General features: G+C 56.9%; 11 protein-coding genes, 1 tRNA gene and 1 pseudogene. 5 read left to right on the forward strand and 8 right to left on the reverse strand.

The window, feature by feature from the left end:
- Positions 1 to 147 precede the first annotated feature (147 nt).
- The 3 genes from AC6I8M_RS08360 to AC6I8M_RS08370 all read left to right on the forward strand — a co-directional run bounded on the left by AC6I8M_RS08360 (position 148) and on the right by AC6I8M_RS08370 (position 2523).
- A tRNA-Val gene (locus AC6I8M_RS08360) sits at positions 148 to 224 on the forward strand.
- A gap of 344 nt (positions 225 to 568) precedes the next feature.
- Positions 569 to 1981, forward strand: coding sequence for a pyruvate kinase PykF (pykF, locus tag AC6I8M_RS08365; protein WP_010618398.1), 1413 nt, complete (start codon positions 569 to 571; stop codon positions 1979 to 1981).
- A 305-nt stretch (positions 1982 to 2286) separates the two neighbouring features.
- Positions 2287 to 2523 carry a major outer membrane lipoprotein gene (locus tag AC6I8M_RS08370; protein WP_007374746.1) on the forward strand — a complete coding sequence of 79 codons (237 nt, stop codon included), beginning with the start codon at positions 2287 to 2289 and terminating at the stop codon, positions 2521 to 2523.
- A gap of 99 nt (positions 2524 to 2622) precedes the next feature.
- On the opposite strand, the pseudogene AC6I8M_RS08375 reads toward AC6I8M_RS08370, so the two are convergent.
- The 7 genes and pseudogenes from AC6I8M_RS08375 to sufA all read right to left on the reverse strand — a co-directional run bounded on the left by AC6I8M_RS08375 (position 2623) and on the right by sufA (position 9270).
- Positions 2623 to 3637, reverse strand: a pseudogene (locus AC6I8M_RS08375) (L,D-transpeptidase family protein).
- A gap of 62 nt (positions 3638 to 3699) precedes the next feature.
- Entirely contained in the window at positions 3700 to 4116 is a 417-nt protein-coding gene (gene sufE, locus AC6I8M_RS08380; RefSeq protein ID WP_498013761.1) for a cysteine desulfuration protein SufE, read from the reverse strand.
- A gap of 20 nt (positions 4117 to 4136) precedes the next feature.
- Complete coding sequence (gene sufS / locus AC6I8M_RS08385; protein ID WP_010616256.1) at positions 4137 to 5360, reverse strand: cysteine desulfurase SufS; 1224 nt, start codon at positions 5358 to 5360, stop codon at positions 4137 to 4139.
- Positions 5357 to 6634: a Fe-S cluster assembly protein SufD gene (gene sufD, locus AC6I8M_RS08390; RefSeq protein ID WP_010616255.1), complete on the reverse strand. Its 1278-nt coding sequence runs from the start codon at positions 6632 to 6634 to the stop codon at positions 5357 to 5359. Before sufD ends, sufS begins: the two co-directional genes overlap by 4 nt.
- Complete coding sequence (gene sufC, locus AC6I8M_RS08395; RefSeq protein ID WP_010616254.1) at positions 6609 to 7355, reverse strand: Fe-S cluster assembly ATPase SufC; 747 nt, start codon at positions 7353 to 7355, stop codon at positions 6609 to 6611. The genes sufD and sufC overlap by 26 nt, the downstream gene beginning before the upstream one ends.
- Before the next feature lie 39 nt (positions 7356 to 7394).
- Positions 7395 to 8888: a Fe-S cluster assembly protein SufB gene (sufB, locus tag AC6I8M_RS08400; RefSeq protein ID WP_010616253.1), complete on the reverse strand. Its 1494-nt coding sequence runs from the start codon at positions 8886 to 8888 to the stop codon at positions 7395 to 7397.
- 7 nt (positions 8889 to 8895) lie between these two features.
- Positions 8896 to 9270, reverse strand: coding sequence for a Fe-S cluster assembly scaffold SufA (sufA, locus tag AC6I8M_RS08405; RefSeq protein ID WP_010616252.1), 375 nt, complete (start codon positions 9268 to 9270; stop codon positions 8896 to 8898).
- Between the two features lie 389 nt (positions 9271 to 9659).
- On the opposite strand from sufA, the gene AC6I8M_RS08410 reads away from it, so the two are divergent.
- Entirely contained in the window at positions 9660 to 10064 is a 405-nt protein-coding gene (locus tag AC6I8M_RS08410) for a hypothetical protein (RefSeq protein ID WP_010616251.1), read from the forward strand.
- Between the two features lie 30 nt (positions 10065 to 10094).
- Here the strand turns inward: AC6I8M_RS08410 and ydiJ are convergent, their stop codons facing one another.
- Positions 10095 to 13148, reverse strand: a complete 3054-nt coding sequence (gene ydiJ, locus AC6I8M_RS08415) for a D-2-hydroxyglutarate dehydrogenase YdiJ (RefSeq protein ID WP_010616250.1) — start codon at positions 13146 to 13148, stop codon at positions 10095 to 10097.
- Positions 13149 to 13353: 205 nt separating this feature from the next.
- On the opposite strand from ydiJ, the gene ydiK reads away from it, so the two are divergent.
- Positions 13354 to 14466: an AI-2E family transporter YdiK gene (gene ydiK / locus AC6I8M_RS08420; RefSeq protein WP_010616248.1), complete on the forward strand. Its 1113-nt coding sequence runs from the start codon at positions 13354 to 13356 to the stop codon at positions 14464 to 14466.
- The last annotated feature ends 211 nt before the right edge of the window (positions 14467 to 14677 follow it).

A 14677-nucleotide genomic window follows, 5' to 3' on the forward strand; every position in this document is an offset into this window, starting at 1 on the left:
GAGCGGGCGTTTATTTGGCCCGCGATGGCGAAAAAAACGACGCATAGCACAGTTGCTGGTCAGTCGTCAGGAAAAATCATTTTTCCGCTTGCCAGCATCACGGCCTGCCGTTAATATTCGTCCCCGCTGTCGCCCTGACAGCGTGTTGCGCTCTTAGCTCAGTTGGTTAGAGCACCACCTTGACATGGTGGGGGTCGATGGTTCGAGTCCATTAGAGCGCACCACTTTTGCTGTTATCTCCCTTGCGCAACTCGCCTTTCCTTGATCTGAGTCGGTTTTATCCCTCTGCTTTTATATTGGTTTTCGCATACTTAGCGAGTATACTATGCCGCGTTGTTCCACCTGAAAGATTTCAGCGCTAACGTGCCTATGCCAGCCACTTACATCATTTGCGCAACGCCGTCGCTACGGTCTCTCCGCCCGGCGCATAACTTCTCTGCACGCTTAGCCGTCGTCACCTATTCTTACTTCTGTGTCAAACGTACCAACACCAAACCGATTTTTACTTCGGTGCCAAGCGCATCGAACCCCGACCTTTATCATCCATCACAACTTACAGAAATCTGACATGAAAAAGACCAAGATCGTTTGTACTATCGGTCCGAAAACCGAATCCGAAGAGATGCTTACTCAACTGCTGGAAGCGGGCATGAACGTCATGCGCCTGAACTTCTCTCACGGGGATTATGCCGAACATGGTCAGCGCATCACCAACATGCGTGCCGTCATGGAAAAAACCGGTCGCCAGGCCGCGATTCTGCTGGACACCAAAGGCCCGGAAATCCGTACCATGAAACTGGACGGTGGCAATGATGTGTCCCTGAAAGCTGGCCAGACCTTCACCTTCACCACCGATCAGTCAGTGATTGGTAACAGCGAGCGCGTTGCCGTTACTTACGCCGATTTCACCGAAGACCTGAAAATTGGTAACACCGTGCTGGTCGACGATGGTCTGATCGGGATGGAAGTCACCGAAGTCACGGAAAACACCGTGGTGTGTAAAGTGCTGAACAATGGCGACCTTGGCGAAAACAAAGGCGTCAACCTGCCGGGCGTGTCCATTCAGCTGCCGGCGCTGGTGGAAAAAGACAAGCGTGATCTGATCTTCGGCTGCGAACAAGGCGTGGATTTCGTTGCGGCTTCCTTCATCCGTAAACGTTCAGACGTGCTGGAAATCCGTGAGCACCTGAAAGCCTATGGCGGCGAACACATTCAGATCATCTCCAAGATCGAAAACCAGGAAGGCCTGAACAACTTCGACGAGATCCTGGAAGCCTCTGACGGCATCATGGTCGCGCGTGGTGACCTCGGTGTGGAAATCCCGGTTGAAGAAGTGATCTTCGCGCAGAAGATGATGATCAAGAAATGTAATAAAGCACGCAAAGTGGTGATCACCGCGACGCAGATGCTGGATTCCATGATCAAGAACCCGCGCCCTACCCGTGCTGAAGCCGGCGACGTGGCCAACGCCATCCTCGACGGTACCGACGCGGTGATGCTGTCCGGTGAGAGCGCCAAGGGTAAATACCCGCTGGAGTCGGTCACCATCATGGCGACGATCTGCGAGCGTACCGATCGCGTGATGAAATCGCGCATCGATTCCCTTCAGGATTCGCGCAAGCTGCGTATCACTGAAGCGGTGTGCCGTGGCGCCGTTGAGACCGCTGAGAAACTGGAAGCGCCGGTGATTGTGGTGGCGACCGAAGGCGGTAAGTCGGCTAAATCCGTGCGTAAATACTTCCCGGATGCCACCATTCTGGCCCTGACCACTAACCAGACCACCGCGCGTCAGCTGATCCTCAGCAAAGGGATTGAAACGCGTCTGGTGAGCGAAATCGCCTCGACCGATGATTTTTACCGCATCGGCAAAAAGATGGCGCTGCAGAGCGGCTACGCGCAGAAAGGCGATGTCGTGGTGATGGTTTCGGGTGCGCTGGTACCGAGCGGAACCACCAATACCGCGTCGGTGCACGTACTCTGATCGAGCCGGTGATGTTTATTTAAAAGAGCGCCTTTCGGGGCGCTTTTTTTATTCCGCCCCTTAGACAAAAAGCGGAAAATTCCAATCGATAATAACTATTCAATATCCCGCAGAATTAAGGTTAATCCGATTAAATCTCTCTGTTTTCGCTAAATATTTTCATCATGTTCTGCGAAACGCTGCTTCTTTGAGCGAACGATCAAATTTAAGCATGTTCTCATCAAAAATTTATTCTCAACTTAAAAAGCTTTGTGTAATACTTGTAACGCTACATGGAGATTAACTCAATCTAGAGGGTATAAATAATGAATCGTACTAAACTGGTACTGGGCGCGGTAATCCTAGGTTCAACTCTGCTGGCTGGTTGCTCAAGCAACGCTAAAATCGACCAGCTGTCTTCAGACGTTCAGACTCTGAACGCTAAAGTTGACCAGCTGAGCAACGACGTGAACGCAATCCGTTCTGACGTCCAGGCTGCTAAAGACGACGCAGCTCGCGCTAACCAGCGTCTGGACAACCAGGCTCACTCTTACCGTAAGTAAGAGTTCTGGTTTGAAAAATGGTGCCCTTGTGGCACCATTTTTTTTGTCCGAATTCTGCCGTCCGCTGGCCCTGAATCACGGTGTCGCAGCGACTTCGCCCTACGCCTGACTGATGGTGGCTTGCGCACCGCCTGTTGCCCCCTGCTGCGTCTGCAGCACTGCCGGCAGCGGCGTCACCTCACTCACCGGTTCTCCACTGCTCACCAGCACCGGCATGCCTGAACGACGTTCAATCGCCGCCTTAATCAGCGCACTGTAGCTCTTCGCACTCTTCATAAAGGCTTTCAGCGGCGCGCTCAGCGCAATCGGCATGGTCTGCGGATCGTCCTGCTCATTACGCGACAGCGGCTGGTGTACCTCGATGTAGCGTTTGCCGTCCGGTTCGATCGCATATTTGATCGGCTGGTTAATCACCTGTACGCGTGTACCCTGCGGCACGCTGTTGAACAGCGCTTCGATATCGTCCGGGCGCAAACGAATACAGCCGGAACTGACGCGCATCCCGATGCCGAAGTCGGCGTTGGTGCCATGAATCAGATACTGGCCGCTGCCGCGCGCCAGACGCAGCGCAAACAGCCCCATCGGGTTATCCCGGCCCGGCAGGCACCATCGCGGGCAGCGTGATGCCCTCTTTGGCGTAGCGTTTGCGGATATTGACGGTGGGCGTCCAGGTGGGGTTAGGGATTTTCTGGCTGATACTCGTCACCATATTGGGTGTGGCGGCACCCAATTGACCGATGCCGATCGGATAAACCACTACGCGACCTTCCCCTTTGGAATAGTAGTAGAGACGCAGTTCGGCCAGGTTGATCACGATGCCTTCACGCGGCGCATCCGGCAGCAGCATCTGCAGCGGCACGGTAAGCTGCGTTCCGGCTTTTGGCAGCCAAGGGTCGACGCCCGGGTTGGCTTCCAGCATGCCAAGCATGCCTATCTTATAACGCGCGGCAATGCTCTCCAGCGGCCGTTTGTCATCCGGGACGGTGGTCAGTGTGTTTTCGCCAATCAAGCGGCTATCAGCGGCTGGCAGGGGGTATTCCGTAGCAAACGCAGGTGCAGACAGTCCGAAACAGGACAACAGCAATGCACCGGCTAAACGAAGCGCAGGTTTCATGCAATTTTCCCTTTGTCGGATGGAACAGACCCCGGTCATGGCCGGGGTCTGGAGAGTGTAACTTAGCTGAGAGACTGTGCGTTATGCCGGATCGCGCGAATCATCGCTTCCAGCCCCTGTGAACGCGAAGGGGTGAGGTGTTGCGTCAGGGCCAGTTCGCCAAACCAGTGGGCGACATCCAGTGCCAGAATCTCTGGCGCTTTCAGGCCCTGATACAGGCTAAATACGACGGCAATCAAGCCCTTAACGATGGCGGCATCGCTGTCACCTTCAAAAGCAATGGTGCCGTCTGCCTGTGGGGTCATCCGAATCCATACCTGACTCTGACAGCCGGAAATGACGTACTGCGGCTGGTGCAAGCTTTCAGAGGATTCTGGTAATTTTGCCCCGAGTTCAATGACGTAGAGGTACTTATCTTCCCAGTTGGCGCAACGATTGAAGTTGCGCACCAGTTTCTCTTTTTCTGGCAGGTTTGCCATGCATAACTCCTGAAATCTGCTCAACCGCCCAGCAGACGATGAATGCGCGTCAGGCCAGCCGCCAGGCGATCGGCTTCCTCTTCGCTGTTGTAGAGCGCGAAAGAGGCGCGACACATCGCGGGCACCGCATAATGACGCATCAGCGGCATGGCGCAATGGTGGCCGGTGCGGATGGCAATGCCGTACTGATCGAGGAAGCTGCCAACGTCAAACGCGTGGTGCTTACCGAGGTTAAACGCCACCACGCCGCTGCGCTCGGCCGGGCCGTAAATAACCAAGTCCGGCACCGACGCCAGCTTGTCCAGCGCGTAACGCATCAGCTGACTTTCGCGCTGATGGATCGTCTCCAGACCGAGTTCGCTGATCCACGTCAGCGCCGCGCCGAGACCAATGATGCCGCCGGTATTCGGCGTGCCGGCCTCAAAGCGCCACGGTGCGCCATTCCAAGTGGTCCCGATGGGCAGCATTACCTGATCGATCATGGAACCGCCGCCTTCCCACGGGGGCATGATCTCCTGCAGCACCTTACGCGCGTACAGCACGCCAATCCCGGTCGGCCCATAGATTTTATGGCCGGAGAACACGTAGAAATCGCAGCCGATATCCTGCACGTCAACGGGGTGGTGCATCACAGCCTGGGCGCCGTCCACCAGCGTTACCACGCCCGCGGCTTTCGCCTGCGCCACGATGGCTTTCACCGGGTTAACCGTGCCGAGCACGTTGGAAACATGCGTCACTGCCAGCAGGCGCGTACGGCTGTCGATCAGCCCCGCCAGCTGTTCCAGCGCCAGCTCACCGTTGTCGTTAAGCGGCAGAACACGGATTTCCGCGCCGGTGCGCTGGGCCACCATCTGCCACGGCACGATATTGGCGTGGTGTTCCATCTCGGTGACGATCAGGTTATCGCCCGGCTGCAGCTGACTGCCGCTCCAGCTGTTGGCCACCAGATTGATGCCTTCGGTGGTGCCTTTAACGAAGATGATCTCTTCCGGCGCGGCGGCATGCAGAAAACGCGCCGCCTGGGCGCGCACGTTTTCCATATCGCTGGTCGCCTGCACGCTCAGCGAGTGAATGCCACGGTGCACGGCCGCATAGCCGTGCTGATAGAAGTGACTCTCCGCGTTGATCACCGCGAGCGGGCGCTGTGCGCTGGCCGCGCTATCAAGGTAGGCCAGCGGATGTCCGTTGACCTCACGACTCAGAATCGGAAACTCCGCTCTGACTCGTTCGAGATCGAAACTCATGACTCAACTCCCGGGAAACGGTCGGTAATACGTTGCAGTACCACCTGACGCAGCGCGTCATCTTCCAGCGCTTCCGTCAGTTCAGCGGCGAAAGCATGGATGAGCATCTGCTGCGCCGCGTCTTCGGCGATGCCGCGCGAACGCAGGTAGAACATCTGCTCATCGTCGATGCGACCGATAGTCGCGCCGTGGCTGCACTTAACGTCATCGGCGTAGATTTCCAGCTGCGGCTTGGTGTCCACTTCCGCCAAGCGGCCGAGCAACAGGTTGTTGTTGGTCATCTGGCCGTCAGTTTTCAGCGCGTGCTGCGCCACTTTGATGTGGCCGTTAAACACCGAGCGCCCTTTGTCACGCGAAATGGTTTTGTGCAGCTGGCGACTCAGGCAGTGGCCTTTGTTGTGCTCCAGATAGCTGCGCGTATCCGCCACTTCGCTGCCCACTGGCAGCACCAAGCTGTTCAGCGAAAGCTGGGTGTTCTCACCGTTCAGCTGCAAGCTGGTGTTGTGACGCGACAAACCGGCACCCAGCAGGAAGCTGGTGCTGCTCACCTGCGCGTCACGGCCAATCACGATGTCGTTGTGCGCAAAGTGGTAGCTGCTGCTCTCTTCAAACGCCAGCTTGGTATGCTTCAGCTGCGCATTGTCGCCCACCGCAAAGGTAAAGCGCGCGCCGGTGAAGTGGGCGCGGCCATTCAGCGTCACGTAATGCTCGATCACCTGCGCTTCCGCGCCGGATTCCAGCTCCAGATGGTGACGATGATGCACCGTGTTGAGCGCATCCGCCTGGCCGCTGGTAATGTGCAGCAGATAGAGCGGCTGCGCCGCAGCTTTGCCGCGCGGCAGACGAATCGAGGTCACCTCTTCTGCCAGACTTTCCGTCAGGTGCAGGAACACCTCCGGCTGTACCGCGGCCGGTAACGGACGGCGCCCGGCGGCACGGCTGTGCTGCACGTCAAACAGACCGGTGTCACGCGAGCTCAGCTCAGGCTGGAAGCGGCCATCGACAAACACTAGGCAAATCGCGTCCAGCGGCAGCGCCAGCGCAGCCACCTGCTCAGCGCTCACGCCTGGCGCTTCCGCCTGCACGAACTGCTGTGTGAGCAGGTTGTCCAGCGCAGTGTATTTCCAGTTCTCATGCTTGCGCGTCGGCGGGCCGACACGCATCAGCTGCTGCCAGTGCTGCTGTGCCTGCAGCGAACGCTGCTCGCCGCGTGACTCAAACAGATGGTGCCACTGCTGCAGCGCGTTATCACTCTTGGTCGGTAAGCCAGCCATAGCCTTGCTCCTCCAGCTGTTTCACCAGCGTAAAGTCACCAGACTTCACGATTTTGCCCTGATACAGCACGTGCACGTGATCTGGCTTGATGTAATCCAGGATGCGCTGGTAGTGCGTCACGATGATGAATGAGCGCTTGCCGTCGCGCAGGCTGTTCACGCCCTCTGCAACAATTTTCAGCGCATCGATATCCAGACCGGAGTCGGTTTCATCGAGGATGCACAGCTCAGGATCCAGCGCCGTCATCTGCAGGATGTCATTACGCTTTTTCTCACCGCCGGAGAAACCGACGTTGACGGAACGGGTCAGCAGATCTTCCGGCATCTTCAGCAGCTTGATCTTGTCTTCGATGAAGTCCTGGAAGTCAAAACGGTCCAGCTCTTCCTGCTCACGGTATTTACGCACTGCATTGACCGAAGTCTGCAGGAAGAACTGGTTGCTGACGCCCGGGATCTCGACCGGGTACTGAAACGCCATGAAGATGCCTTCACCGGCACGCTCTTCCGGCTCCAGCTCCAGCAGATCTTTGCCTTTAAAGGTCACGGAACCGCCGGTGATTTCATAATCTTCACGACCGGCCAGCGTGGCAGACAGGGTGCTCTTGCCGGAACCGTTCGGGCCCATGATGGCATGCACTTCGCCCGGCTTAACCTCGAGGTTCAGACCGCGCAAAATCTCTTTGTCTTCAACGCTAACCTGTAAATCTTTAATGCTTAACATACTCTTTCCTTCACATTGCTTCCGGCAACGCGTGTGGCATCAGCCGACACTGTGCTCAAGGCTGATCGCTAACAGTTTTTGCGCTTCCACGGCGAATTCCAGTGGCAGCTCGGAGAAAACGTCTTTACAGAAGCCGTTGATGATCATCGAGATCGCATCTTCTTCGCTAATGCCGCGCTGCAGGCAGTAGAACATCTGATCTTCACCGATGCGCGACGTCGTGGCTTCGTGCTCAAGCTGCGCGCTGTTATTGCGCGTTTCCACGTACGGGAAGGTGTGCGCACCGCAGTCCGGTCCAATCAGCATCGAGTCACACTGGGTGAAGTTACGCGCGTTAGTCGCGGTCGGCATGATTTTCACCAGACCGCGGTAGGTGTTCTGGCTCTTACCGGCCGAGATACCTTTCGAGATGATAGTCGATTTGGTGTTTTTACCAATGTGAATCATCTTGGTACCGGTATCGGCCTGCTGGCGACCGCTGGTCAGCGCGACGGAGTAGAATTCGCCCACCGAGTAATCACCGCGCAGGATGCAGCTTGGGTATTTCCAAGTGATGGCTGAGCCGGTTTCGGACTGCGTCCACGACATCTTGCTGTGCTCGCCTTCACACAGCGCACGCTTGGTCACGAAGTTGAGGATACCGCCCTCGCCTTCTCCGCCCGGGAACCAGTTCTGCACCGTGGAGTATTTCACTTCGGCGTTTTTGTGGATGATCACTTCGACGACCGCTGCGTGCAGCTGGTAGGTGTCGCGCACCGGCGCTGAACAGCCTTCGATGTAGCTGACGTAGCTATCTTCATCGGCAATCAGAATGGTACGTTCGAACTGGCCGGTTTTCGCCGCGTTGATGCGGAAATAGGTCGACAGTTCCATCGGGCAACGCACGCCTTTCGGGATGTAGACGAAGGTGCCGTCGGACGCCACCGCCGAGTTGAGCGCGGCAAAGAAGTTATCGTTGTGCGGCACCACAGTGCCAAGATACTTCTGTACCAGCTCCGGATGATCGAGGATCGCTTCACCGAAGGAGCAGAAAATAATGCCCTGCTCAGCCAGCTTGTCGCGATAAGTGGTCGACACGGACACCGAGTCAAAAATGGCGTCCACCGCCACTTCTCTGCCTTCACGCACCGGCACGCCCAGCTGGTTAAACGCGTCTTCCACTTCTTTGGTCAGGTAATCGCTGGAGGCGACGCTGCCGGACGTCTGGGTGGCACCCGGTTCAGATGCACAGCTGTCATCGCAATTGCCGCAGGACGGCGCGGAATAGTAGCTGTAATCCTGATAATCGAGTTTGTCGTAGTGCGCTTTCAGCCAGTGTGGCTCTTCCATCTCCAGCCAGGCGCGAAACGCCTTGAGACGGAACTCCAGCATCCACTCGGGTTCGTTACGTTTGGCCGAAATGGCACGCACCACATCTTCATTGATGCCGTGTGCCAGTTCGTCGGTTTGCAGCTGGGTGAAGAAGCCTTCTTTGTAGTTCAGGCTGCCTTCCCAGGTTTGTACATCGTCAGATGCTTCGCTGTGTCGTGACATATTTCACTTACTCGACGCCAAAGCTTTCACCGCACCCGCAGGCGTGCTGAGCTTTAGGGTTGTTGAATTTAAAAATCTGGTTCAGGCCTTCGCGGACATAATCTAGCTCGGTACCGTCAACAAACGGCATCGCCTGAAGCGGCACAAACAGTTTTGCGCCATATTGCTCGAACTGCAGGTCGTCATCGGCAGGCGCTTTCACCAGGTCCATAACGTACCCAAAACCGGCACAGCCGGACTGTTTCACACCCAGTTTCAGGCCCTTAACTTCCGGGTCCTGTTCCACCAGGCTGAGAATCTGTTTCGCTGCCGACTCGGTCAGCGTGAGCCCTTTCCAGACGAATTCGTCAGGTGAAAAAGACGCTGCATTTACTGATGACATAATGCTACCTCGTAAGTCTGGGTCTTTTCAGACTTTCCCCCTATAGTAGTGATATCAGATATCACTTCAACCTCTTGTTTTGCAGGGATAATCATCTCGTGCTGTTTTTTACTGCTGCTTTATTAAGCATAGTCCCTTCCCACCAGCTTGTGCGCGCCATTCCCGCGCGCGCCGTCAGAACGTAACCTCTTCATAAGCCGTAAATTTTCCAGTTCGCTTTTTAAGTTTATGCTCTGATTGATAGGTTACGCCTTTGCTGAAGGTAAGAGATTGTTATTGCCGATTTTTGTAACAGGCAAAGGAAATCAATAAAATTTCACGGCGGGAATTGCATTCCTGGCGCGGTTTAATATGATAATGATTATCACTAACCTACTTTGGGTGGCGACATGACGCTTTCCGTCTCAGCCTGGTTACAACACAAAATCGACGAATATAAGTTTTCGGTCCGCGATATCACCGTCGACTTCTATCTGGCTCAGGCAAAGCTCAACCGCACCAATTGTTCAATTGAACAGCTGCGTCGTTTTAACGATACCTGTCTCGACATGGCCGAAATCTGCCAGCTGAACGGCGACGATCACAGCTACCTGCACGCGATGGGCAAGCTGCACCACCGCTTAGTGCAGGAGATGGGCAATGACGATCGCGATCGCCTGTTCCGTATTCAGGCTTACCAGCTGGCGCGCCTGTCGCTGACCCGTTTGTGTCATCAACTGGCGCTCAGCGGCGACTGGGACCAGGCTACCCGCCTGCAAAGTGATTTTGTCCGCCACGCAGGCTGGATATTCTAATCCAGCTTTGTGACGGCTCCTACAATTTGTTTACATCAATTCCAGCAAAGCCTGTAGCGGATGGCGCATACCGTTGCCCTCGGCGCGTTTCACCTGGCTGCGGCAGGAGAAGCCGGTCGCCAGACAGCGCTGACGCGGCAGCTTCTGCAGTTGCGGATGCCACGACAGTTCATAAATGCCCAGCGAGTTCGCCAGATTTTTACTCTCGTGACCATAAGTGCCGGCCATGCCACAGCAGCCCACGTTGATGTTCTCCAGCTTCGCGCCAAAACGGGCAAAAATATCCTGCCACTGATTGGGCGTTGACGGCAGCGCCGTGACCTCGGTGCAGTGGGCAAACAGATACCAGGCTTCGCCGCTGGCGATCTGCACCTCGCGCCCGGCCAGCGCGCCGTGCAGCCATTCATGCACCAGCTGCACGCGGAACGTGCCGCGCTGCTCGCCCAGCACCTGCTGATACTCGTCGCGATAGCACAATACCGTGGCCGGATCGACACCGACCATCGGCACACCGAGCTGCGCCACCCGGTTGAGGAATTCAGCGGTTTTGCCGGCGGTGCGGGCAAAGCGCTGCAGAAAACCTTTCACGTGCTGCGCTTTCCCATTGGGTGAGAACGGCAGCAGCACCGGCCGGTAGCCGAGTTTTTCAATCAGCCGGATGAAATCGGTCACCAGCTGCGCTTCGTAATAGCTGGTAAACGGATCCTGCACCACCAGCACGTGCTGTTCGCGCTGGGTCGCATCCATCGCCTCCAGCTGCTCCAGCGTGACCCGCATCGCCGGGTGGCCGCTCAGCTGCTGCTTCAGGCTGGGCGACGAGAGCAGCGGCAGATCCACCATGCCGATGTGGCGCTGGCTGAGGTCGCGCATCCACGGCTGTTTCAGGAAGAAGTTGAACACCCGCGGTGCTTTAGCCATCAGCGACGCATAGCTTTCGACCGACGCCACCAGATGGTCGCTGACCGGGCGCAGATAGCGGGTGTGATAAAGCTGCAGGAAGCGCGATCGGAAGTTCGGCACATCGATTTTAATCGGACACTGCGTCGAGCAGGCTTTACACGCCAGGCAGCCGGACATCGCCTCTTTCACTTCATGCGAGAAGTCATATTCGCCCTGCTTCGCATGCCACGAATTGCGCGTGCGCTGAATCAGACTGCGCAGGCTAGCGCCCTGTGCTGGCAAGGCCTGCTCCAGCTTAAGCGGGTCAACGCCCTGCTCCGCCAGCAGGCGCAGCCACTCACGCGTTAGCGTGGCGCGTCCTTTTGGCGAGTGGATACGGTTGCGGGTGATTTTCATCGACGGGCACATCGGGCTGCGCACGTCAAAGTTGAAGCACAGTCCGTTGCCGTTACACTCCATCGCGCCGCGCCAGTCATTGCGTACCGTCAGCGGAATCTGGCGATCCCAGCTGCCGCGCGTTGCCGCATCGACCTGCATCATGGGCTCTTCGTTACCCAGCGGCGTACATATTTTGCCGGAATTGAGGCGGTTATCCGGATCGAACGCCGCTTTGATGCGACGCAGCTCATTGAATAATGTTTCGCCAAAGAACGCTGGGCTGTACTGGGCGCGGAAGCCTTTGCCGTGCTCGCCCCACAGCAGACCGCCGTAGCGCGCGGTAAGCGCCACCACTTCGTTCGAGATCTGCTTCATCAGCATCTCCTGCTGCGGATCGCACATGTCCAGCGCCGGACGCACGTGCAGCACGCCGGCATCCACGTGACCAAACATGCCGTAGCTCAGGCCGTGGCTGTCGAGCAGCGCACGAAAATCCACAATGTAATCCGCCAGATGCTCCGGCGGCACGGCGGTGTCCTCCACGAACGGAATCGGTTTGGCGCGCCCTTTGGCGTTGCCGAGCAGGCCAACCGCTTTTTTACGCATGTTATAGATGCGCTCAATACCCGCCAGATCATCACACAGCTGATAGCCCATCACGCCGCCCTGCTGCTGCGCCATCAGCTCATCCAGCCGCGCGCACAGCGTCGTCACCTGCTGCGCAATCAGCGCTGCATCGTCGCCGGCAAACTCGACAATATTCAGGCCGAGCATCTCTTTGCCTGGCACATCGGTGATCAGCTCGCTGACTGAATGCCAGACGATATCCTCGCGCGCCAGGTTCAGCACTTTCGAATCCACCGTCTCCACCGACAGGGCCTGCGCCTCGACCATAAAAGGCGCATTGCGCAGCGCGGAATCGAACGAATCGTACTTAATGTTCACCAGCCGGCGCACTTTGGGGATTGGTGTGATATCCAGTCGGGCTTCGGTGATAAAGGCCAACGTGCCTTCGGCGCCGCACAACAGGCGCGTCAGGTCGAAAGTTTGCAAATCATCACTGAACACATGGCGCAGGTCATAACCGGTGAGGAAGCGGTTCAGTTTGGGGAATTTTGTCAGAATCAGTTCACGCTGCTCGCGGCAGCGGTTAAGCACTTCTTTATAGATGCGCCCTTCAGCGGTCGGCGTCGTGGCCAGCTGTTCTGCCAGCGCGGTGGGCATGGCGCGCGTATCAAGAATTTCGCCGCCCAGCAGCACGGCACGCAAGCCTTCGACGTGATCGGAGGTTTTGCCATACACCAGCGAGCCCTGACCGGAGGCATCGGTATTGATCATGCCGCCCAGCGTGGCGCGGTTACTGGTCGACAGCTCCGGAGAGAAGAAAAAGCCGTACGGCCTGAGCCAAGCGTTGAGCTGGTCCTTCACCACGCCTGCTTCTACCCGCACCCAGCCCTGCTCGGTGTTGATCTCCAGGATGCGGTTCATGTAGCGCGACATGTCGACCACAATGCCCTGATTGAGCGACTGACCGTTAGTGCCGGTACCGCCGCCGCGCGGGGTGAACACCAGGCTGTTGAAACGTGGCTCACCGGCCAGTCGGGCGATCAGCGCCACGTCCGCCGTTGAACGCGGAAACAGCGCCGCATCGGGCAGGAGCTGATAGATGCTGTTATCGGTGGAGAGCGTGAGGAGGTCGGCATAGCTGGTCGCGGTGTCGCCGGTAAATCCTTGTTCTTTCAGCGACTGCAGGAATGTCAGCACCAGTTGAACGAGGCCTGGCGCCTGAGAAATGTGTGGGATCATTATTTCGTGACCGGGATGTTGTAAACGTTTGCGTGGTTAATTTTTTTCAGCTCTTGGTTGTATCACATTTTTTTGCCGCCCGCTGTTTTTTCAGGAAAACGGCCGCGTCGCGCTGCTTTTTCTGTTTAATTTTCAGGAAATAGATCATCATTGTGAAGGCGCCGCGGAGCGCCCTCCTGAAGGATTACCTGAGGTCTGTGTTGTGATGAAAAGCCTGCAACGCGGTATGGATCTACCGCAAATGTTGTTCTCGCTGATGTTCATTTTACTGATGATCATTGCCTGTCTGTGGGTGGTGCAGCCGTTCATTCTCGGCTTCGCCTGGGCCAGCATGGTGGTGATTGCCACCTGGCCACTGATGATTCGTCTGCAGCAACTGCTGTGGGGTCGCCGTTCGCTGGCGGTGATTGCCATGACGATTCTGCTGTTGCTGCTATTTATTATTCCTATCGCGCTACTGGTCAGCAGCCTGATTGATAACAGCGCGCCGGTCATCGCTTGGGCGACCCAGCGCCATCTGGTGCTGCCGGATCTCGCTTGGCTGCGCGATATTCCCTATGCCGGACGCAAACTCTATTCCAGCTACCATAAACTGATCGACGGCGGTGGCGCGGCGATCATGAGCCAGGTCCAGCCTTATATTGGCCGCACCACCGGCTTCTTTGTCGCCCAAGCCGGACACTTTGGCCGTTTCATGCTGCACCTTGCCCTGATGCTGCTGTTCAGCGTGCTGCTGTACTGGCGCGGTGAGCAGGTCGGTCTCGGCATCCGTCACTTTGCCTACCGCATGGGCGGACGGCGCGGTGACGCCGCCGTGCTGCTGGCCGGTCAGGCGATCCGGGCCGTGGCGCTCGGCGTGGTGGTTACCGCGCTGGTGCAGGGCGTGCTGGGCGGCATCGGCCTGGCGATTTCCGGCATTCCGTATGCCACGCTGCTGACCGTATTAATGATTCTTACCTGCCTAGTGCAGCTTGGACCGTTGATTGTGCTGGTGCCGGCGATTATCTGGCTCTACTGGAGCGGCGACACCACTTGGGGCACTGTGCTGCTGGTGTGGAGCTGCGTAGTCGGCACGCTGGATAACGTGTTGCGTCCGATGCTGATTCGCATGGGCGCCGATTTACCGATGATTCTGATACTTTCCGGCGTCATTGGCGGGCTGATCGCCTTCGGTATGATTGGACTGTTTATCGGTCCGGTCGTTTTGGCGGTCTCTTACCGGCTGGTTTCGGTGTGGATGCATGAAGCGCCGGCGCCGGATGACGATCCGGAAACGGCCATCGAAGCGCTGGCCGAACACGAAGAGCCGCAGCCGTAACGCGCTTCCGGCGGATAACCGGGCGCCCAGCCCGGTTTGCTTATCCGCGTTTCCCTCTCCGCACCCAACGCGATTTGCATTAGTCAGCCGTGGTTAACACTCATTAATCCGTACCACTTAATTTCGCGGTATAATAATTTTTTCCATTAGTGATTTTTAAGAAAAAACGCACTTTTCAGCGTTTAAGCCCGATCGCACCGATAAAATGATT

The sequence above is a fragment of the Type-A symbiont of Plautia stali genome (assembly GCF_059731155.1).

Excerpts from the sequence above, each read along its gene's own strand:
- ydiK (WP_010616248.1), top strand. The coding sequence starts at position 13,354 with ATGAAAAGCCTGCAACGCGGTATGGATCTACCGCAAATGTTGTTCTCG.
- sufS (WP_010616256.1), bottom strand. The coding sequence starts at position 5,360 with ATGAGTTTCGATCTCGAACGAGTCAGAGCGGAGTTTCCGATTCTGAGT.
- AC6I8M_RS08410 (WP_010616251.1), top strand. The coding sequence starts at position 9,660 with ATGACGCTTTCCGTCTCAGCCTGGTTACAACACAAAATCGACGAATAT.
- AC6I8M_RS08370 (WP_007374746.1), top strand. The coding sequence starts at position 2,287 with ATGAATCGTACTAAACTGGTACTGGGCGCGGTAATCCTAGGTTCAACT.
- ydiJ (WP_010616250.1), bottom strand. The coding sequence starts at position 13,148 with ATGATCCCACACATTTCTCAGGCGCCAGGCCTCGTTCAACTGGTGCTG.
- sufA (WP_010616252.1), bottom strand. The coding sequence starts at position 9,270 with ATGTCATCAGTAAATGCAGCGTCTTTTTCACCTGACGAATTCGTCTGG.
- sufD (WP_010616255.1), bottom strand. The coding sequence starts at position 6,634 with ATGGCTGGCTTACCGACCAAGAGTGATAACGCGCTGCAGCAGTGGCAC.
- sufB (WP_010616253.1), bottom strand. The coding sequence starts at position 8,888 with ATGTCACGACACAGCGAAGCATCTGACGATGTACAAACCTGGGAAGGC.
- sufC (WP_010616254.1), bottom strand. The coding sequence starts at position 7,355 with ATGTTAAGCATTAAAGATTTACAGGTTAGCGTTGAAGACAAAGAGATT.
- pykF (WP_010618398.1), top strand. The coding sequence starts at position 569 with ATGAAAAAGACCAAGATCGTTTGTACTATCGGTCCGAAAACCGAATCC.
- sufE (WP_498013761.1), bottom strand. The coding sequence starts at position 4,116 with ATGGCAAACCTGCCAGAAAAAGAGAAACTGGTGCGCAACTTCAATCGT.